Below are 20,698 nucleotides of genomic sequence, written 5' to 3'. Positions count from 1 at the left end.
ACCTCTATTTCCGTCATAATTTACTTGCAAACGAAGGAGTGTCCATACATGATCAGATCGTAATTTTCCGATTTAGTTCCAACAAAGCCCAGCCAAGCGTACCCTGACCCGTATTGGCAATCAGATTTGCAATTGGCGTCTTACCAATAATTGGCATGCCATCTGGTTTCATGAGTCTTAACCCAGTCCAACATTCCGCTTTTGAGAAATATCCACCAAACGGAAACAAATCTTTAACGAGCATATCAATAGTGGCTTGTCGTTTCTCTGAGATAAGCTTGTTACACGCTCTAAGTTGTTGACTACCAAATCAAACCCTACTGTGAGCGCTTAACTAATACTGATGGAGTACAAAGAGAAACTATGTAAAACTATTTATTTACGTTAAAACACTAACAGCGACAGCCCAATGATCGCCCCAGATGCAAACAAGGAAATGATACAAAAGCCCATGATATCCTTAGCATTCAAACCAGCAATACTCAAAGCGGGTAATGCCCAAAACGGTTGGATCATATTCGTCCATGCATCTCCCCAAGCAATGGCCATTGCAGTTTTAGTAGCAGGAACACCCAGCTCTGCACCAGCAGGCATCATTATTGGAGCTTGCACAGCCCATTGCCCACCTCCTGAAGGAACAAAGACATTAACAATACCAGCACTGATGAAGGTAAAAAGCGGAAAGGTATATTCATTTGAAATACTAACAAACATATCAGACATTGCTCCAGCTAATGACACCCCGTTAGGCCCTTTAGCAACCATCATACCCATGATCCCCGCATAAAATGGGAACTGAAGCAAAATACCTGTTGTATTTTTCGTCCCCTCAGCAACAGCTTTTAATAATCGTTTTGGTGTCCCGTGCAACAGGATTGCAGTAAACAGGAAAATGAAGTTAACAATATTGAGGTTAAGAGCAAAACCATTCTCACTAAAATACATCACAATATAAGTAAAACCTAATAATGCCAATAAGCGGTTTACCCAAGGGGACTGCTCCAATTTTTCGGCGGGGGATAACTCTTTTTCTTCCTCTCTCTCTTGAGTGTCAGTTGATGACAATAGCTCTGGAGATATTGTTACAACTTGATCAACAGGTGGGTGCATAGAGCGATTCAATAATGGCATTGTAATCAGCATCGCTAACAAAATAACAATATTCATGCTTGAGAACAGCGTATCGCCCGTTGAAACAGGTGACAACACTACACCAGCCGTTACAGATCCCAAATTGCTCCCCGAAGCTAGGGCCAACGGAACAGAGCCGGAAAGACCGGCATGCCAGAATAAGAATCCAGTATATGCAGACGCGATTAGTAATCGATAATCAACCCCTTTCACTTTGGAGGCAAGTTCACGCGCGAAGATAGCACCAATTACCAAGCCAAAACCCCAGTTAATCCAACATGCAATCGATGAAACAAAAGTGACGATCAAAATAGCATGCTCTGGTGTTTTAGCTCTCATAGCAAGATACAATAAACCACGCCGAAAAACAGGAGTTGATGCCATTGCATGTCCAGTTACAACGACTAAAGCCATCTGCATAGCAAAAGTTAACAGTGACCAAAAACCACCAGAAAAAGCATTGACCATTTGTAATGGATTTTGTTGAGTTACCGGCATTGCAATAAGGAATACAACAAAAGTGAGTAATGCGGCGAATAAGAATGGGTCAGGTAAATAGCGTTGTACTAATACGGTACATATCGTTGATAAACGCTGGACTAAAGTTGGTTTTAGATGGGATAGAGCTCCAGTAGTCATTTCGATATCCTTCAGAATATATCTACAACGTTATTAGGTATTATTGAGTTATTTCTTGTTCATATTAAAGCTTAACATCAGAAGATAGATTGACATTTGCAAATTCAGAAACTGGATTTGCAAATTGTGGAAGCTGTAACACGTTTTTCTGGGCTCGTGTTACAGAAACTCAGGCTAATTATTGTTATGGTGGCTCTGTCGCAAATTCTTATCGAGATGTGGAAAAGCTATTCTTCAGACAAACTTAGTATGCGAGGGAATAAAATTGTTCATAGACGGTGATTCCCTCAAGATCAATTTGGCCTCGTTTAATCATCGCCCACAGCTCTCGACTATAAAGACTAACTGTCACGTCCTCTAACGGAGCTTGTTACAAAAATATTCAAAGGAAAACTTCAACTATTTATCTTTCTATTTTTAGTTGCGAACCACCTCAACATTGAACAAACGATTCATGAAGGCGAATATCTCTTTTACAAGAGTTTTATACTCATAACGACATAACCAGAAATCAAACTGACCTTTGTTCAACATCCGTAGAGACTCGAATACCTGAATAGTTAACTAGGCTCGCTTTCGTATTTTGAAACCGCCAGTACTTACAACGAGTTTCTTGATGGAGGTGTGATCGGATTCAATACTATTATGAGATACTGCTCGACATCCAATCGAAATCCCCCCTTCTTCAGACGGGCAATCGCATTGGCACAGGAGGAATGCTTGTCGGTGTTTAATGTATAAGGCTGTAACTCTTTTGGATAGTAGCGCAGATACCGCTTCAGGAATTGATAAACCGCATCTTTATTGCGTCTATGGGAGAAATAAAGTCCAGTGTCTCGCCCTGCTTGTTGATAGCTCGGTACAGATAATGCCACTTCGCTTTTGCCTTAACGTAGGTTTCATCAATCTGCCACGGAGCGTCTGCTCATATCTATCGACTCAGTTGTGACCTATAGGAGCTTTGTATTGTATCTCCAGTGTCCAGTCCAACTGGGTGCTTTACACAGGAAAATAGCCCAAATGAACAGTAATGATCCTCGCTATAATTTGTATCTGGGTGTAGATACCCACCTGGAGCTTCATGTCGCAACACTTATCAATGAGCTTGGGCAAGTTGCTAAGAACAAAGCTTTCAATGCCAGTATTTCAGGCTATCGTGAACTCTTTACATGGTGTAAACCTTATGGGCTCCTTCAAAAAGCTGGTATCGAAAATACGGGAAGCTATGGTGCTGAACGGCTTTGTTGCGTAATTCGATGGAACCAAATCAGAAAGTTACGATCTGATCGGCTACATCAATTAATCATCGTAGCCTTATGCCGAAACCTCGTTACAAAACAACTAACTGGAAACAGTACAACAAAGCCGTTATCAACTAAAGAAATAGCTCATAATTTAAAGCGTTATATAGCGAGGGAGCTATTCCCCCTTATTCTTAAAGACTTAGCGAAGCTGGCTTCCCATAGAAACGTCAATGCTCCTATGGAAAGGTTATTTAGAAGCCTAAAAACTGAATGGATACCAGTGACTGGGTAGCTGACCCAAACTAGCTATTACTCGATAGATTACTACGATAGGCAACGACCTCATCAAGCCAATGATAGGCTATCGCCAGTTACTGCCGAAAGTCGGCTTAAATTAGTATCCGGAATTTGCTGACCACTACAGGTAATGCTAACTAATAGGTGCCCAACAACCCAACGTTAACCTCTCTTTTAGTCAGGCTATCTCAAACCTCACTAACAACCCCGCAGCCTTACAGTATTTGCCAAGGAGCGTGTTACCTATGTAGATAAAGTTGTTCATCATTTCGCAAATAGGTTTCCATTTGGATTTGCCAACCATGCCCCGAGCCGCTCGGACTCACGCACGATATCTTAATGTGTAATGAGGCTATCAAAGACTTTTACCCTTGCGTTTATTGATATCGTCAACGACATCGCGATAACAGATGCCAAAGAGCATATCCCAGAAAGCACTACCGATTACTACCGTGCCCTGCGTTATGCGTCTGAGCAAATCCGCAACTTGATGCTCAAAGTATTCATTGAGCCACCTAGTGATATCGGCAAAAGCTTACCGTTTGTGACGCTGAAAACATTCTTAAATGTGCGGTGCGTCGTTGTATTGACCCTAGATACCTCATGCGTAAGTTCAAACGTCTACGTAAGCGATATATTGAGCACGCCCAAGTCGCTCTTGGTAACGTGGGTAAGCAGTCAGGGCAAAGTCATTATGTATCACGCCTCACTTTCTCCAATTTCAAACAGCAACAACGCGAAGCCGAAGTATATATGGAAAGCATGACGGTGATTAGTCACGAGACCACGCAAGAATTCAACTTAGCTGAAGTGAATTCACGCTCTACAGCAAACTTAGAAAACCGCCGCATTGAATTGGTGATACGTTGTCGTGGGGACAAAGAGCGTGATAGGTCTAGAGCGGCTAGATCAAGTTATCGAAACCAGCAGCGAGCGGTTTTCACTTATTCATAAGTCAGACGCAGACGCGTAAAAACGCTCGCGCAACGAGTGTAACCCGCCACTTCAACATACCACCGTTGGAAAAAGCGCTGATAGACGTGACTGAATGGAGTATTAAAAGAGTAAAGTGCCTGATTAGACCACTCAAGATAGGCGCTAAAATCCCAATAAATAAGCTCACTGTTCTTAGCTTAAGAAACAACCGATTATGTGTGACATAAAAAAGCGCCCACCCAGGAGAAACAAGGTGAGCGTAACCCGATAATACAATGAAGGGTAGTAAACAAGCCTATACAATACAAGCACAGAGAAACGCCTCTCCTTCTGAGCTCAGAATTGCTTTGAAGGATGTCACTACACTGGCAGTATTCCCTGCGCAAGCACTAGACTAGTATCGATTATCATTCGATGTGTACATATAAAATCTTTATAAAAATTTTTGCGAGACATAATTATCATTCTGGTAGAGCTACTTTTCCAAGTATCGCTACATATCATCGATAAACACCAGCCCAACCTCATGATATAGGAAAGTACAACAACCACCACACAATATAACTGCAATTACCTACCTGAACTCGATTTATCATCGCTAGAAAAAGCACTGATGAATGTGACCGGATGAAGCATTCAAGAGAGACAGTGCCTAATAATCAAGCTACCCAGGATGGGGGAAAAGTATCAATAAAAATATGACATTAAGTTTGAGGAGCTGGCAACTTTGTGTGATATAGAAAGCATGTATCCACAATTTAGGAATGCTGAGCGGTGTAAATGGACTTGGTAAGGACTTGAAGAAAAAACCAAAAATCAATCACACCCACTCAGCGATACCCATCATAGTAGTTGAAACGAACGTCATAAAGCCCTTTTTCACATTAGTGGAGCTGACTCATCAAAAGTAATGACGAGCCAGCGTCGATAACAAAAAAGCGCGCCCTGAGTAGATAGCGCGCCAAAAAAAGGGCTTACACATCAACAGCCAATACGATGCAGTGCCTGAAAGTAACACCAGGCAAAAAAGCTCGCAAAGACAGAACAACAAAGTTATCACTAAATCGCGAGTCATAACCCGTGTTATAAGTTCATTACAAAAACATGATTGTTAGTTAATACTAACATAGTGAGACTGCGGGGTACTATGAAAACTACACCGCATAAGGGCTTTGTTGCGTAATTCGGACAGGAAACCAAATCGCCCGAGAGTGAGTGATTCCTATACAACATACTGAGTTTCAGGCATACCAAGCCCTGTAAGCTTGTTAAGCGCTCTAATCATGGCGTAGGTTTCACAACCTGAGCATTGTAGTTTCTCAGGCTTAGTTTCCCACCTAGCAACTGCTTCACTCGATGCATGGCTGTTTCTGAGAGTGAACGCTTATGATAACCATATCGTTCTTTCCACTTCTTGTTTGAGCCGTGGAGCTTCTAGCAACCTACCGCCAGATTGCGAGGATGCCCTTGATCCCAGAAGACTGCACCTTCCCTTGGCGGGATGAGCGGTACCGCTCGCTTTATCCGTATGGCATCATGGCAATTTATTGTGTCATAAACGCCATCACCTGATATCTCAATGAATTTACGACGTGTCTGCTTAAGTAAGTTGGGAAGCTCTTCGGCATCGGTTACGTTAGATAAACTGAACTCTGCTGCGACTATTTCGTGGGGGTTGGCATCTACTGCGATATTCAACAAAGAAATATAGAAATGTCATTAATGACTTTATTTCAACGCAGTTTAGTCTAGGCATCATGGTTAACCGCTGTTAAAAATAAAATATTTATAATATAAAATTCATATCCAACACTCGCTCGAAAAGATTTAGTAAAATAGGATTTGGACGGTGTACGTTGTTCAACTGAATAGTAGAAACAATAATACCGACTAAAATACTAAATAGTATTTTATAGAGCATAAAAGTATCGCCCTCTTATCTTAAATGAGCCGTATGAATAAAGAAGACGCCCACTAGGGGAAAATAAGGTGGGCGTAAACCAACGAAAGCCCTTTGTGAGTTCAGGAGGAGTACCCCCCCTTAGCGTTATGAGAGCTACTACTAACATTAGCGTCCTCACAAAAACATGGCCCCCCTGAACAAACGCTAGAATAACAATTATTGATGCAAAAAATAAAAACATAAATATTTTATAAAACATCCCATAAAAAGAGTATCACTCTAATCATGTTACTCTTTCGCAATATCGATGAACACCAATCCAACGTCGCGAGGCAAGGGAGTACATTGTGAATACAACAAGCACTTGATCGCCTATTTCGTTCAGAACCTTTTTCCATATCACAACACGCTAATTGAGTTGAGAGTGCCGAATGCCATGAAAGCTGTGCTTTGTCCGACTTGGCGAAATCAGACACATGTACGCTGACGTGAAGAAAAATTCCTATCATTCACAGTCAAACGGAATAAACAAATAACAGAGCTCGCTAAGTGTGATGTGTTGCTTCAGTTTGCCTTTTATCCTTATCGCTGGGCGTAACGAATCTATAAAACTCAGCAAGCGTTAGCGCGTTAAGTGATACTAAAACAAAAAAAGCACCTACCCATGGATGCAAGGTAGGTGTAAAGGGAATGGAAAGCTAGTTTTAGTTATGTAAACGACCGAGCGCAGGCCAAATTATCCCTGCCTGACCGACCGACGCTCAACCCGCGAGGTGACAATATGTGTATACTAATAAGTATGCAATTATCTGCAAATCAACATCAAACAAAGGTCACATTACAAATGCTTTATAATTTTAATGACTTATATGATGAAAATGAAATGCCGATACGGACACAAAGCAGCCAAGCGTAGACAGTGTGGCACTGCACTTGAAATGAAATTTGATTTTCAGTGCTTAAACATTGATTTGGGTAATGCTTGGACAACAAAATATGAAGTGATCGCCATTCAAGCCCCAAAAGAATGGACAAAGGAGCCACCCTTGATTTTGACACTGCCTTGCACCGATGAAGAATGTGGGCGCATGGCTCACATTCGTGATAGTCGTAATTTCTGCCGACTACAGAGAGCTGTACGTGAAATGCCGTCGCTGTGGGAGACGCTGGAAAGGCATCCTTTGTTATCATGCGGCCATCAATCCACCGGCCAGCCTTTTCGCTGTCAGTTTATCCTTTGAGCATTGGTAAATATTCACCCCAAGAACGGCAAGCGCATTACTAATTAAAGGCGTTAAGGTCACAAACGCATTGATCACCTCCGCTGCGGTGGCGGGAGATAACACCACTTGCCTTTCACTTTGACGTAGGTTTCAGTTTTATCAAGCTGCCACGAGGTGTCAAAGCCAATCATTTGATAGAATCGCAATTTCTTTCGCAATGACGGAGCTTATTCAATGAACCAACGACAAATGGTTGAACGATTGACAGAAATGATGTGATGGACGCCCCCCTTAACGGCTTCGATGAGCCAGAATTAAGGTGTTAAGACTTAATTACGAAGGAGCATCCATCATGAACATTAAAGTTGTTGGTATTGATATTGCCAAATCTATCTTTCAGGTTTGTGTTTTACTTCAAGATAACAAGGTGGCTTGGAACAGAAAAATCACTCGAACTGATTTGATGAAAAAGCTGAGTCAGTTTCCTGAAAACACTCTTATCGCGATGGAGGCCTACGCATCATCCCACCACTGGGCACGGCAAATACAGCATCTTGGTTTTAAAGCCATGTTGATACCTGCTCAGTTTGTTAAACCGTTCGTTAGGCACCAGAAGAACGATGCCAATGATGCCAGAGCAATATGCGAAGCTTCACAGCGACCAGGTGTGCATCCAGTCCAAGTGAAGACTGTCGAGCAGCAAGATATCAAAGCATTGCGAAATGTCCGCCAACGTCTCGTCGATAATCGCATTGCTTTAGTCAATCAATCTCGTGCTAAGGCTGCGAAGTACGGTGTTATTTTCCCCAAGCACATAGCAAAATTTCAAGAACTTCTACCACGAGCCATTGAGGATGCGAGCAATCAGTTATCTCATATTATGAGACGTTCACTGCATGAAAACTATGATGAGCTTAGGCAGTTAAGTAGGGACATTCAGCAGGTTGAGCGAGACTTACTAGAGCTATGTAAGAATAATCACCGCTTTAGGGTGTTACGAGAGGTTCCAGGATTTGGTCCCATAATTAGCTCTGCATTAATCAGTGAACTTGGTACTGGAAAGCAGTTTTCTAATGGCCGTCAGTTCTCTGCTTGGTGTGGTTTAGTTCCGAAACAGCAGTACCCGAGTTTGCAAGTATTGATGAACTAACGGTCAACGTCTCTGCGAAAACCTATTTTGGGGCAAGGCATTACTGATGCCGCGGAAATGTTAAGGAAGCAGAGAGCAGATTACATCATGGCGCGAGCGGTAAACACTCATAGAGACGTCGGATATATGTCAGCGAACCGCACCTAATCAGTTCTTGCAATCACAGGGGCGTCCATATATGCCCCATTCGGTCAGCATGTCAATGAGATTGTCATAGCTCATGGGTGTTGAGCCATACCAACGAAGCCACCAAAAGATAACCTCAGGTGCAAAGTGTTTCCATTTGAATTCAGGGCTAATCATCGCATCATTAAGTTAAAGGGAAGTAGTACTAGATATACGACGTTACATGCCCCGACTCGGCACTCGCAAACTCTATTATCTGCTGAAACCGGAGTTACGAAAGCTAAGCATTAAACTAGGTCGAGATGCTCTCTTCGATTACTTGCGTGACGAGCAAACTATTAGTTCGACCCAAACGTAGCTTCATAAAGACCACGAACAGCAGGCACTGGATGAAGAAACGTCCTAACTTACTTAAAGAATATGAGCCTCACAATCCAGAGGAAGTGCTAGTGAGTGATATCACTTACCTTCAATCTGAGGAGGGGGTTCACTATCTATCATTGGTGACTGATGCGTTCAGTCGAAAAACTATGGGATATGAGCTGAACAATGGGATGAAAGCGACAGATGTCGTAAAGGCACTCGATATGGCCGTAAAGAGTCGACAATATCATTGTTCGTGTATCCACCACTCTGACTATGGCCTTCAATATTGCTCAAGTGTTTATCAAGAAAAGCTGAAAGGGGGCGACATAAAATCTTCGATGACAGATGGATATGACTGATATCAAAATGCTTTAGCAGAAAGAGTGTATGGCATACTAAAGCAAGAGTTCTTGCTTAATCGATGTAAGGGTCTCTATGAGCTTAAACATCTAGTAAAAAAGTCCATCCGTATCTACAACAATATGAGGCTGCATCTCGGCCTAGACATGAAAACGCTAAATGAAATACTATCAACGTATTTTAGGACAAGATACATATAGGAAGCAAAAAAATGGGCTTATATTCAGTTAGTTATGACTTGAAAAATTCAAATAAAAGGTATGAAAACATTTATTTAGTGATACAAAGCTTGTAAATGTGCAATCATATAATGGAGTCAACATGGTTAGTCTCTACACCATTGTCGGCATCCCAAGTAGGCGACAAGCGTACCTTGTATCTGGATAATAATAACAAAATGTTTATATCAAAAATCAATGTAAATAAATGTGAATATCAAGGACAGTTAGATGAAGAAACATGGACGTGGATTAGAGAGCATGTTTGATCAAAAATTTTGTGGCGCTGTATGCATTATTTTTTCTTGTCACTGCTTTAATTTTATAAACATTTATTAGTCAAAAGCTTAGCCCTATCAACGTACACTTTCGTTTCCGCTAGACTTCAAACCCCGCATAACATTAACGTTATAAATTTGTTAACTAAATCTCATTTTTACTATCTCAAAAAATGCATACTATTGCATATTGTTTTGGGGTTTGTTGCAAAAATACTCAAAGAAGAACTTCGACTATTTATCTTTCCATTTTTAGTTGAAAACTATCTCTACATTGAATAAACGATTCATAAAAGCAGAACGCTCCCATACCAAAGTTATCGGCTCATTTGCTCTCAACCAGAGATCTAGCTGACCTTTATTCAACATACGTAATGGCTCGAATCGTTGACCAAACTCGTTTCTGACTCTTGAATTAGCCGGTGGCTACGATCACTTTTTAATGGGCGCATGATCTGACTCGATGCTGTTATTCAAATGCTTTACTTGCCGCTGCTGAACGTCTTGACGAAGTTTACCTTGTTCCTTAAGGCGTGAGATAGCATAACCATAGGAGAAATGCTTATCGGTATTAAACGTCTGAGGTTGACGTAACTCATTGGTGTGGACCCGTACCGACGAACACACCAAAGGATGACTTCAAGGGCGAAGTGTTTCCATTTGAACTCAGAGCTTTCCATCGTGGGCTACCATGTTGATGATAAAAGAAACAATTCTATGGGTTAGCCCGCCCCAGCCACTTTCTGGTATTGATAAGGAGCTACTACAATGCACAGCAAACAGAAGGAGGTCTTGTCACGCCTGTCTATATGCGCATACTCATTCAGCCGGGTTTTTCTAACGGGTAAGCGAATAGAAATATGGTCCAACGAGAAAGCAATGGTAGAGTGCATGCTGGAAAGGCGCTATATATCAGACATTTACACACCTGACCTTTATACGGGAAATTACAAGAAAAAGGCGTTCTACCTCCCCTCCCACCTTGACCAACTTCCCTTTGAGTACCGTGCAAAATACGATGCACAGCTATCCTTGCTAAGAGAAGAATTTGATCACAGTAGGCCCCTGAACGTGGTTAAGAAGCATGAAGGACACACCGACTATCACCTGTTCTACGTGAACACCAAGGTACCATCGGCAGTAAACCTTTACCTGTCTAACATTGAAGACATAATGGCGTTTACAGACGTAGCTGAACAAAGCGCGCAGATGGAAATAGCCCGCAATCACTTTCAGGTTGTCAACCCGGTCAAGCAAGCACTACCCGTAACAAAAAAACCAAAACAATTTTCTCCCATTGAGATCCAGTTGCTGAACGACATTTCCAGGGGTCGTCTTTACAAAAACAATACCGTGGGCATATCGGAAGATTCAGCGAAAGTCTATATCCACAGAATGAAAGCCAAGCTAGGCTTGAGAACCAAGAATGAATTGATCAGTCACTACACAAGGCATCTAATGGCATAAGTTTACCAAGAATATGGGTTTTGTTGCGTAATTCGGACAAGAAACCAAATCGCCTGAAATTGAGTAATTCTTATACAACATACTGAGTTTCAGGCATACCAAGCCCTGTAAGCTTGTTCAGCACTTTAATCATGGCGTAGGTTTCCTGAGCATTGTAGTTTCTCAGGCTTAGTTTCCACCTAGCAACTGCTTCATTCTGTACATAGCTGTTTCTGAGAGTGAACGCTTGTGATAACCATACCGCTTTTTCCACTTCTTGTTAGAGCCGTAGAATTTCTGACAACCACCCGCCGGAGCGATTTATCCCAAACCTAAACGGCACAGCCCAACAAAGCACATAAGGTTTATCCCTACTTATTGCATGGTATTGAGGTTACTCGCCTAAACCAAGCTTGGGCGATTGATCTCACCTATATCCCCATGGCTAAAGGGTTCCTGTACTTGGTTACATTATTTAATGGTATAGCCATAAACTATTGTCTTGGCGGTGATCTAACACTATGGATACTAGCTTTTGTATCGAAGCGCTTAAGCACTATAGACCTATGGACCGCCAGATATCTTCAACTCAGATCAAGGCAGTCATTTTATCAGCATTGAGTTCACACAAAAATTAACTAACCATAGTGTACGGATCAGCATGGATGAAAAAAGGTCACTGGGTCGACTACGTTGTTATCGAACGATTATAGCGTAGCCTGAATGAGGGGGCTTACTTAAAAGCTTACACAGCACCGCATAAAGCCGAGCTTGAAATCGGCAGCTATTATGGTGTTTTATAATGAAGAGCGCAACCATCAAGAGCTCAATGACCTCACTCCTGATGAGGCCTACTTCGGCAAGCAAAGGTATGCTACATAAGCTAGGTCAACCACTTAAGAAATTAACTTATGTGTCCAACCATTGGGGTCCACTTCTACCAGACTCGACAAGAAGTGAGTGTCTGGCTCGTGGCGAATGGATAAGACCTACATCAAAGTGAAAAAAGATTGGCTCTACTACTATTGGGCAAGTCAATAAGTTTGGAAACGTCATTAATTATTACCTCAGTCCTGCTTACTATGAGGCACTCTATGCAATGAATGTACAGCTCTGATTAACGAGTTTCTTCTTGCTATCATTAATAGGAATACTCGACATCGACTCTTTTAATAGTATCGTTAAACAAAGTCATCGTTGGGTAAAAGATGGCGTTTGGCTAGAGGTAGTCAGAAAGTGTCACAGCAAGTATTCATGGTCGAGAGCTGTGGACGATGATTAAGCGAGGCTAAATTGATCTTGAGCCCCTTGTAATCAATTCTACTCCTTGACAAAATAAGTTTGTCTGTAGCATAAGGTTATTACTGCATAATTTATATTAAAAACTAGTAACGACCTGAATTAAAAAGAGTATTCCTACTCCCCATATAACAAAAAGCACTATACTGACTCGATTATCAAAAAATCTTCTAGAGCGCCCCCTTCGTCCAAATACTCTTGTATTGGGCTGGGAGTTCGTCCCTGGCCTGTCCATGTTTTCTCATTACCGTTTAAGTCAGTGTACTTGTACTTTGGTGGACGAGGAGTGCGTTTAGCTTTTCGTTCATTTCTAGAAAGAGCAGTGATGAGCTCATCAACATCAATACCTTCTCGCGAAATTCGTGCTGCGATAGAAGATAACTGAGCATTGCGTATCGCTTTTGCTTCTTGCTCTGCAATTTGACGGAGCTCTCCAACAACGGTAGTCATTTTTTCCAATGCATCTTCTAACTGCTTTAATGTTAAATCACGGGAAAAGGCACGTAATGAGCGTATGTTTAACAGTATTTTGGTAATATCAGACATAAGTAATGCAATAAGTCCTTATAGGGTATATGAAGGCAGTTGCGTTGCCTGTATTTTTGTACAGGCTGGATTTCCGAAGACTATATCATTAGGAATGAAAAGAAAAAAGAAAATTTTACGCAAGGTAATGTAAATATCGATTTTGAAAAGACGTAACAAAGTATTCTATTTATTATTCACGGATTTCGTGATGAACAAAATAATACCTATTCCAGCAATAGTAGAAGGAACCCTCAGGGCATAAGTAACTTGAATTATTATGCACATTATTTGGCATCAATCAAGGAGATTGTGTAAACAATTTGCCACATGAACATTAAATGAATTGTTCAATATTTATACAGAAGCTTGTTTAGGAAGCTACAAGTATGATTAGAGATACCATCGAATGGATTAATGGGTTTTGTTAATTGGCGTGCCTTACACTTAGACTAAATATTGTAACGTAAGTAATAATTTATTTTTGCAGGAACAGTTTCTCACTATATGGGAGAGTGTTTTGGGACAGAAGAAAGTTAACGTAAATGCTTTACAACCCATGTTTAAAATAACTTTTCGTATCTCAAGACACAGTATCTGAGATGGGAAAATGGACAAATGAGTTCAAAACATAAACCACCAACGCCTCATTTAAATAGCATAAAAATGCACAATAAAAGAATACTAATTCACCAACTCGGATACATATCCAGTGCATTTGATGGCAGCCTTCTGACATATTCTAGATGAGCTGTTACTTTTTTGTCTTCAGCCCTGATGTACCGAAAGTTGCTTGTATTAGCTACAGAAAGAGCTGTTTTTAGGAATAGGTTGGCTGCAATAAATAGTGCATCCCATGTTTCCCCAGTACCCGATCCGCTATACGAATCTTTAAGTATTCCCCAGTCCTTTCGGCTTAAAAGCTTCTGATAATATTTTCCATGTTTACCTGAAGAAACCCTGTATTCAGTCATTTCACCAATATGCCAATCAAGCACCTTGAACAACGGACCTTTCAATACCTGATCCTACATATGTTTTGCGTAGATTATTTCTTTACGCCATAAACCTTTAGCCACATACGTACTTGCTCACCAAAATTCATTACAACAATCAGTAAACTCCTTACATGAAGGTCTACTTGGTAGGTGGTCTTTATCGCTCGGTTCTTCTAAGGATTGAAATACCGAGTCCTTGCCCAATAAGGCAAGACTAAGGCTTTCACATTTAAGCTTGATGTATATAAAAGCGGATACAACGTTACATCCAAACGATTTCCATCAGGCTTTGTTGCGTAAATAGATGGAACCAAATCAGGAAGTTACGATCTGATCGGCTACATCAGTTAATCACCGCAGCCTTATGCCGAAACCTCGTTACAAAACAACTAACTGGAACCAGTACAACAAAGTCCTAATCAGCCGTGGTTCTCTGACCTTTTGGGTTGATGAGAAAGCGATAGCCGAGTGGAAGCAAAACAAACAAGGCAAGCGCGGCAGGCCTCGCCGATTCTATTACTACCGCATGATGGTAAAACGCGTTTTCTCTATGCCATTGAGAGCGCTGCTAGGTTTTCTAGACTCAGTATTTAAGCTGGCTAACATTCCGCTTGTTTGTCCACATTACACCTGTATAAGCCGTCGAGCTAAGGAAGTTGAGGTTTCATTTAAAACTAAAACCAGAGGTGCGATACAGCATCTGGCTACTGATGCCACTGGTCTCAAAGTTTATGGCGAAGGTGAATGGAAGGTCAAGAAGCATGGTACTGACGAGAAACGTAGAGTCTGGGGCAAGCTACACATCGCAGTAGATGCCCCCCACGAAATAGTCGCAGCAGAGTTGAGTTAATCTAACGTAACCGATGCCGAAGTGCTTCCCAACTTACTTAAGCAGACACGTCGTAAAATCATTGAGATATCAAGTGATGGCGCTTATGACACAAGAAATTGCCATGATGCCATACGGATAAAGCGAGCGGTTCCGCTCATCCCGCCAAGGGAAGGAGCAGCCTTCTGGGAGCAAGGGCATCCTCGCGAACTAAGTGCGTCTGTAGCACGACCCCATCACCACTTAGTCTATAAGTGTGACACAATCAGGTTCATTATATTAGAACCTGATTGTTTGCAACAAACCCAGATCATGCGCGCCCAAGAGTAACTATTATTTATAAACACATTATTCTTGTTCTTATTGCTAATGAAAAATAATATTAAATTCGCTACTGTCACATGTGTGAGCATGTCTGTCTATTAGACAGACTGCATACTGGAAAATTGTAGCATAGAACTTAGCCGAAACATTATAGGGTTAGTTATTATGAAAAAAACTGCTTTACTATTAAAATATTTACTTTTCATTGGTGGACCTTACCTTAATGGTTTGGGAGCATCTCATGCAAATAGTATTATTACTATTACAACATGCGAGCAATTACAATCTATAGGTCATAGCGAATTTTTCCCTCTATATGGTTATTATATTTTAACAAATGATATTGATTGTATATCAGTTTATGATTTCGATCCGATTGGGGGTGGGGAAAATGGCATGTTCTCAGGAGTTCTTGATGGAGCAGGGTTTGAAATTCATAATTATAATTCATCTCGAAATGGTTTGTTTGCTGAAACACTTGGAGCACAGATTAAAAATATAGGAATTAGCGGCGTAGTAAATAACCCCCATTCGGGAAACATTGGCCTTTTAGCTGGCAAAAGTAACGCCACAATCATATCCAACAGTTATGCTACAGGTAATGTAACATGGGGGAGTAATAGTCGTGTAGTAGGCGGAATGGTCGGATATTTAAACTATGGTAGTGAACTGCGCAATAGTTACTCTAAGGTTAATGTTTCAGGTGAAAAGGCTGTTGGGGGATTAGTCGGAACACTATTTGATAACAGTAAAATAGTTAACTCTTATTCTAATTCAGTTGTAGTAGGCGGTACCCATGAGATCGGAGGATTAGTTGGTTTAGTTGGAGAATATCGAGGGAATAAATCAGAAGTTATAGGTAGTTACTCTACAGGTACTGTAACAGTAAGCTATCCACAATTTTCATATTTGCATTCCGCCGATACTGGAGGGTTAGTTGGAAAATTAAAAGGTAAAAGCCGCATTGCAAACAGTTATGCAATTTCAGATGTAAATTCCCTAATTTCTAGTATTAAAGGTGTTGGTGGATTAGTCGGGCACGTTGATGAGGAGAGTATTGTTACGAATAGCTATCGTTATGAGCATCAAGTGTGCGATGGCTGCGATAATATACTTGGTTTAGAAGTTAAAAGAAGTGATATGTATTCTTCATTATGGTATAGAGAAGTTTTAAGATTTAGCGATATAAACTGGATAATTGATTCAGCTGTAAATAGATCGCACCACCCTTATCTAACAAACTTTAAAGGTTATAGCCCCCTACTACCATAAATTTTTATGTTTCATAGAGAACACTTAAAATTTTCAAATTTTAGACCAAGCTTATATTTTTCTTCAAGATAAGGAGAATCAAAGTTTCCTTGCCTTGGAAAAACGGTCTAAACGATCCCCTTTTTTACGAGCGTCGCTCTATCCCTCGCTTATTCGGTTCTTTATGCCCTAAATGAAAATAGCCCAGATTGCTCTGGGCTAGTAAGCTGGGCTTATAACCTTTTTAAGAATTATTAACTTATCATTGATATTAAGAATGCTATCACAAGCGCACTGGATACAAACGAATATGCTTATAGAGTGACGATTATAAGTAAAACACTGTTATGGTTATTGCAAAATTCCCCCTCTGGCAGAATTGTTGTCACTGTTAAAAATTAACTAGTTAGGGCGTAAAGCATTGAGAGATAAAGGGACAGCAGTGCCTAGTAAGAAGACATCACCAGAACAATGGCTAGCACAAACGAAGCTCGCTGTCGTTGCTGAAACTTACACGATGACCAAACATGAACTTAGTACGTATTGCCGCTCAAAGGGACTCTACCCAGAGCAAATTCATACTTGGCGTGAAGAGTGTTTACACGGCTTTAGGTCACAGAAGGAAAAGGAAGCCCAAGCGAAACAGCAGTCTCGAGCGGACAAACTGGAGAGCAAAGCTCTGAAAAAAGAACTTCGATACAAAGAGAAAGCCTTAGCCGAAACCAGTGCGCTATTAGTTCTGCGAAAAAACGGGGAAGAGGACGAGGTCGATTAACGTCAACCGATGAAAGGCAAGAGTTGATAAGTCTTATACATGAAGCGGTCGACAATGGCAGTCGTCTGCCGAATGCATGCTTGGAAACGGAAATCGACCTAGGAACATATCGAAGGTAGTATCGAGGCGGAGAAATCCAAGAAGATCAGCGCCCACTGGCAGATCGCCCAGAGCCAGCTAACAAGTTAACGGAGAAGGAAAGGTTAGCCATATTGGCGCCTGAATACGCTTCCCTTCCTCCAACACAAATCGTCCCTACGCTACTTAATAAGGGAATTGACTTAGGCTCTGAGTCTACGTTTTATCGCACTTTGAAAAAGGAAGGCCAGGTTGAGCACCGAGGATGTCAACGTACTTGCAAGAAAGTAGCACAGCCAAGCAGTTATACAGCGACAGCACCGAAACAGGTATTGACGTGGGATATCACTTACTTGCCAGCAATCGTGAGAGGCCAACACTACTATCTGTACCTTATTGAAGACATCTACAGTCGGAAAATCGTTGGCCATGAAGTCTATGAGCAAGAGAGTGGTCAAAAAGCGTCTCAGCTCTTGCAGCGAACGCTCATACGAGAGCAATGTTTTAATCAGGCGCTTGTGCTTCACTCGAATAACGGCAGTGCGATGAAGTCTTCAACGATGAAAGCCAAGATGGAAGAGCTTGGTGTGACGCTGTCTTACAGTCGCCCACGAGTAAGCGATGATAACCCCTATGTAGAATCGTTGTTCAGGACGTTAAAATATGTCCCGAGTTGGCCATCGAAAGGCTTTGCAAGCTTAGAAGAGAGCAGAGCTTGGGTAGACAGGTTCGTAGAATGGTAGAACAATGAGCATAAACATCGAGGGCTGAACTACGTGACACCATCAGAAAGACATGTGGGTAAGGATAGTGAGATCTTACAAAAAAGAGCCGCAGTTCTAAAGGTACGTCGAGAGCAAAACCCTGAACGTTGGTCAGGAGAAATCAGGAACTGCGAACCAGTTGGTGACGTTCACCTAAATCCAGAAAAAGGGGGGGCTTAATTAACAAGCAACTAGTAACAACTGCCTTGAAAAACGCCGAATTGGGCAAACAGGCACCTAGCGGACTGCTCGCCTCTCTTTGGAAGATTTACCAATATTCCTTGCGTCTGTCGTTTGCAATGTGTCTCGTAATCGTCTCTAGCCATAGCCGCGGCGAGATCAATCATAAACTCTATCTGTACTTTGGAAATCATAGACACATTGCTGCCACTATAGTAACTAAGAACAGAATGGGCCATGGGCTGATCGAGAACGACGATGTGAATACCTGCTGTTACCAGTTTTTACTTCAATTTTTCCATTGCTCGTAGGGGGAAACGAGAAAGCCGGCCAACTTTCTCGATGAGTAACATATGACCCCGATGCGAAACTTCAATCAAACGAGCTAATTCAGCCCTTTCTAATTTGGCGCTTGATAAATGTTCAGGATAAAAACTAATAATATGTACATTATGCTGTTTGGTGAAATTATGCAGGTCACTTTTTGCAACGGGGCCTAGCTAGAATGAGGTAATTAATGACAAATCGACTAAGCGTATTCGACAGCCACACAAGATGCACTCAAACGGGCCTACTTTTAAGAAAGATTTCATCATTTGACCACAGCGAAGCGGCAGTTGAGGTGTTGGATCTCGCTCCTCACTCCAAGCTTAAGCTTTAAGCAGAATAGTTACACAGGTTGCGACTCTAACTGCTATAATTTAGCTTCAGCTGCCTGTAAAATGTCTTGAAATGTAATTCTATTTGGTATTCTTCTATAATGTAAATCAATGAATATAAGCGGAGAGCTGCTATTTATACTGATAAAACCTTGAGGGTCCGTAACACCTAGTTGGCTAGCACTAGTAAAGCCTGCAATAATTGTTTTTAGTAACTCGCGATTTGTTATTGAGTTGATCTAATTGATTAATACACGTTCTCCACCTGGCTTACTCAATTGAAAAAAACGTCCAAACGCTCGTGTTGTTCGCAGTCCTTCAATAGTATCAAAAATTGCACCGTCCTGTAGTTGAGTGGTGAATTTTGTTGTATTTGCGACTGGCACACCTCTAGCCTCGGCAATTTTGTATTTAATCAGCTCCTCATAAGGGTTAGTCTCTCTACCAAACACCTTATAAGCATACCTTGCAGTAAGGTACACGATCCCCTATCGAGATTGCAGTTCCTTTTCAACTAATTCACCGAAGATCTTTTTAGGCATAATATTTTCCTATCTATTTTTAATACAAAAATGGACGTCAATACTTGGACACGTATGCTAACTTCTTAAATGGGTGATCCAGCTTATACAACGAACCTTTGCCTGCTGAAGTGGGCTTGAATAAAAGTAAGGTTATTGATGTTTACGCTCTTCTCGGCGTTGTTGCAAAAACTTCAAACGGATTCAAAATTTCAATCACTTCCCTTTGACCTAACGATGCGGTGACTAATTCTGAATTCAATTGGAAACACTTTGCGCCTGAAGTTATCCTTTGGTGCCTACCTGGTATGGCTCAACACCCATGAGCTATGCCAGACATGCTGGCCGAACGGGTCACTTCTGTCAATCGTTCAACCATTTGGTCGTTGATTCATTGAATACACTCCGTCATTGCGAAAGAAATTGCGATGCTATCAAATGATTAGCTTTGACACCTCGTGACAGTTTGATGAAACTGAAACCTACATCAAAGTGAAAGGCAAATGGTTCTATCTGTACCAGGCTGTTAACCAGCAAGGTCAAACTTTGGCTTTCTACTTATCTAAAAAACGTAGCCGTCACTATGCTCATCAGTTTCTTAAGCGTTGCCTGCGTTACTATCCACTAGAATTACAACCTCAAACGTTGAATACCAATAAGCACTCCTCCTATGCTCGTGCTATCTCACACCTTAAGAAGCAGGGTAAGCTTCGTCAATACATTCAGCAGCGGCAAATGAAGTGTCTCAATAATGGTATTGAAACCGATCGTACGCCCATTAAAAATTGATCGTAGCCACCGACGAATTCAAGAGTCAGAAACGAGCTTGGTCAACGATTCAAGGGTTCTAATCATTACGTATGTTGAATAAAGGCCAGCTAGATTTTGGGTTGGGAACAAATGACCCGAGAACTCTGGTATAGGAGCGATCTGCCTTTATGAGTCGTTTTTTCAATATTGAAATTGTTTTCAACTATCCCCCTTCCTGTCAAGACTTACCTTACGATATTTTTGAAACAAGCCCAAAGCACCTACCTTTGGTTCTCGCAGCTGAAACCCACACCTATAACAATTTTTGGCTCGTATATTTATTCGTTCATTACACTCCGGGCAGTTAATCTTTTTTCTTTTAAACATAAACTCGATATCAATCCTTGTTTCCTGTTTCTAAAATTATC

The 20,698-nt window shown here is 41.3% G+C and carries 11 protein-coding genes and 14 pseudogenes; 14 read left to right on the top strand and 11 right to left on the bottom strand.

Annotated elements, in window-relative coordinates; translation table 11 throughout:
• Nucleotides 1-82: 82 nt before the first annotated feature.
• The 3 genes and pseudogenes from LY387_RS25865 to LY387_RS27320 form a co-directional block, all read right to left on the bottom strand.
• Nucleotides 83-277 (bottom strand): annotated as a pseudogene (locus LY387_RS25865) (FAD-dependent oxidoreductase); the annotation flags it as partial.
• Between the two features lie 107 nt (nucleotides 278-384).
• Complete coding sequence (locus LY387_RS25860) at nucleotides 385-1,770, bottom strand: short-chain fatty acid transporter (protein WP_234498129.1); 1,386 nt, start codon at nucleotides 1,768-1,770, stop codon at nucleotides 385-387.
• A 599-nt stretch (nucleotides 1,771-2,369) separates the two neighbouring features.
• Nucleotides 2,370-2,623 (bottom strand): annotated as a pseudogene (locus LY387_RS27320) (DDE-type integrase/transposase/recombinase).
• A 620-nt stretch (nucleotides 2,624-3,243) separates the two neighbouring features.
• On the opposite strand from LY387_RS27320, the pseudogene LY387_RS25850 reads away from it, so the two are divergent.
• Both LY387_RS25850 and LY387_RS25845 read left to right on the top strand, forming a co-directional pair.
• A pseudogene (locus tag LY387_RS25850) lies at nucleotides 3,244-3,429 on the top strand (IS3 family transposase); the annotation flags it as partial.
• Between the two features lie 485 nt (nucleotides 3,430-3,914).
• A complete protein-coding gene (locus tag LY387_RS25845) occupies nucleotides 3,915-4,265 on the top strand; it encodes a replication endonuclease (protein ID WP_234498128.1) in 351 nt (116 codons plus the stop codon).
• A 1,204-nt stretch (nucleotides 4,266-5,469) separates the two neighbouring features.
• On the opposite strand, the pseudogene LY387_RS25840 reads toward LY387_RS25845, so the two are convergent.
• Nucleotides 5,470-5,945: pseudogene (locus tag LY387_RS25840) on the bottom strand (IS5 family transposase); the annotation flags it as partial.
• A 1,074-nt stretch (nucleotides 5,946-7,019) separates the two neighbouring features.
• Here LY387_RS25840 and LY387_RS25835 point away from each other — a divergent pair.
• Nucleotides 7,020-7,391 (top strand): hypothetical protein, encoded by a 372-nt coding sequence (locus LY387_RS25835; protein WP_234498127.1) that lies wholly within the window; start codon nucleotides 7,020-7,022, stop codon nucleotides 7,389-7,391.
• A gap of 95 nt (nucleotides 7,392-7,486) precedes the next feature.
• Here the strand turns inward: LY387_RS25835 and LY387_RS25830 are convergent.
• A pseudogene (locus LY387_RS25830) lies at nucleotides 7,487-7,645 on the bottom strand (IS6 family transposase); the annotation flags it as partial.
• Between the two features lie 80 nt (nucleotides 7,646-7,725).
• On the opposite strand from LY387_RS25830, the gene LY387_RS25825 reads away from it, so the two are divergent.
• Nucleotides 7,726-8,523 (top strand): IS110 family transposase, encoded by a 798-nt coding sequence (locus tag LY387_RS25825; RefSeq protein ID WP_234498126.1) that lies wholly within the window; start codon nucleotides 7,726-7,728, stop codon nucleotides 8,521-8,523.
• Nucleotides 8,524-8,700: 177 nt separating this feature from the next.
• Here LY387_RS25825 and LY387_RS25820 read toward each other — a convergent pair.
• A pseudogene (locus tag LY387_RS25820) lies at nucleotides 8,701-8,826 on the bottom strand (IS6 family transposase); the annotation flags it as partial.
• Nucleotides 8,827-8,845: 19 nt separating this feature from the next.
• Here LY387_RS25820 and LY387_RS25815 point away from each other — a divergent pair.
• A pseudogene (locus tag LY387_RS25815) lies at nucleotides 8,846-9,575 on the top strand (IS3 family transposase); the annotation flags it as partial.
• A gap of 548 nt (nucleotides 9,576-10,123) precedes the next feature.
• Here LY387_RS25815 and LY387_RS25810 read toward each other — a convergent pair.
• Nucleotides 10,124-10,551, bottom strand: a pseudogene (locus tag LY387_RS25810) (DDE-type integrase/transposase/recombinase).
• An 88-nt stretch (nucleotides 10,552-10,639) separates the two neighbouring features.
• Here LY387_RS25810 and LY387_RS25805 point away from each other — a divergent pair.
• The gene (locus LY387_RS25805; protein ID WP_234498125.1) at nucleotides 10,640-11,338 is read left to right on the top strand and encodes a helix-turn-helix transcriptional regulator; all 699 of its coding nucleotides are present in this window, start codon (nucleotides 10,640-10,642) and stop codon (nucleotides 11,336-11,338) included.
• A gap of 70 nt (nucleotides 11,339-11,408) precedes the next feature.
• Here the strand turns inward: LY387_RS25805 and LY387_RS25800 are convergent.
• Nucleotides 11,409-11,629 (bottom strand): annotated as a pseudogene (locus LY387_RS25800) (IS5/IS1182 family transposase); the annotation flags it as partial.
• 1 nt (nucleotide 11,630) lies between these two features.
• Between LY387_RS25800 and LY387_RS25795 the strand changes: the two are divergent.
• Together LY387_RS25795 and LY387_RS25790 are read left to right on the top strand one after the other, a co-directional pair.
• A pseudogene (locus LY387_RS25795) lies at nucleotides 11,631-12,199 on the top strand (transposase); the annotation flags it as partial.
• A gap of 87 nt (nucleotides 12,200-12,286) precedes the next feature.
• Nucleotides 12,287-12,389: pseudogene (locus LY387_RS25790) on the top strand (DDE-type integrase/transposase/recombinase); the annotation flags it as partial.
• Between the two features lie 368 nt (nucleotides 12,390-12,757).
• On the opposite strand, the gene LY387_RS25785 reads toward LY387_RS25790, so the two are convergent.
• Together LY387_RS25785 and LY387_RS25780 are read right to left on the bottom strand one after the other, a co-directional pair.
• Nucleotides 12,758-13,162 (bottom strand): H-NS family nucleoid-associated regulatory protein, encoded by a 405-nt coding sequence (locus LY387_RS25785; RefSeq protein ID WP_234498124.1) that lies wholly within the window; start codon nucleotides 13,160-13,162, stop codon nucleotides 12,758-12,760.
• Nucleotides 13,163-13,830: 668 nt separating this feature from the next.
• Nucleotides 13,831-14,379: pseudogene (locus LY387_RS25780) on the bottom strand (aminoglycoside 6-adenylyltransferase).
• 124 nt (nucleotides 14,380-14,503) lie between these two features.
• Here LY387_RS25780 and LY387_RS25775 point away from each other — a divergent pair.
• The 4 genes and pseudogenes from LY387_RS25775 to LY387_RS25760 form a co-directional block, all read left to right on the top strand.
• Nucleotides 14,504-15,205: pseudogene (locus LY387_RS25775) on the top strand (IS5 family transposase); the annotation flags it as partial.
• Between the two features lie 252 nt (nucleotides 15,206-15,457).
• Nucleotides 15,458-16,564: a hypothetical protein gene (locus LY387_RS25770; RefSeq protein ID WP_234498123.1), complete on the top strand. Its 1,107-nt coding sequence runs from the start codon at nucleotides 15,458-15,460 to the stop codon at nucleotides 16,562-16,564.
• A gap of 421 nt (nucleotides 16,565-16,985) precedes the next feature.
• Nucleotides 16,986-17,318, top strand: a complete 333-nt coding sequence (locus LY387_RS25765; RefSeq protein WP_234498122.1) for a hypothetical protein — start codon at nucleotides 16,986-16,988, stop codon at nucleotides 17,316-17,318.
• 212 nt (nucleotides 17,319-17,530) lie between these two features.
• Entirely contained in the window at nucleotides 17,531-18,139 is a 609-nt protein-coding gene (locus LY387_RS25760; RefSeq protein WP_234498120.1) for a DDE-type integrase/transposase/recombinase, read from the top strand.
• 485 nt (nucleotides 18,140-18,624) lie between these two features.
• Here LY387_RS25760 and LY387_RS27235 read toward each other — a convergent pair whose 3' ends face one another.
• On the bottom strand, nucleotides 18,625-18,816 hold the full coding sequence (locus tag LY387_RS27235) for a recombinase family protein (protein ID WP_419153497.1): 192 nt from the start codon (nucleotides 18,814-18,816) through the stop codon (nucleotides 18,625-18,627).
• A gap of 41 nt (nucleotides 18,817-18,857) precedes the next feature.
• Between LY387_RS27235 and LY387_RS25750 the strand changes: the two genes are divergently transcribed.
• Entirely contained in the window at nucleotides 18,858-19,001 is a 144-nt protein-coding gene (locus tag LY387_RS25750) for a hypothetical protein (protein ID WP_234498117.1), read from the top strand.
• 761 nt (nucleotides 19,002-19,762) lie between these two features.
• Nucleotides 19,763-20,443, top strand: a pseudogene (locus LY387_RS25745) (IS6 family transposase).
• Nucleotides 20,444-20,698: the final 255 nt, after the last annotated feature.

Source organism: Vibrio maritimus (assembly GCF_021441885.1).
GTDB classification, from domain to species: Bacteria; Pseudomonadota; Gammaproteobacteria; order Enterobacterales; family Vibrionaceae; genus Vibrio; species Vibrio maritimus_B.
The sequence above is the reverse complement of the archived record's forward strand: the minus strand, read 5'-3'. Positions and strand labels throughout refer to the sequence as shown.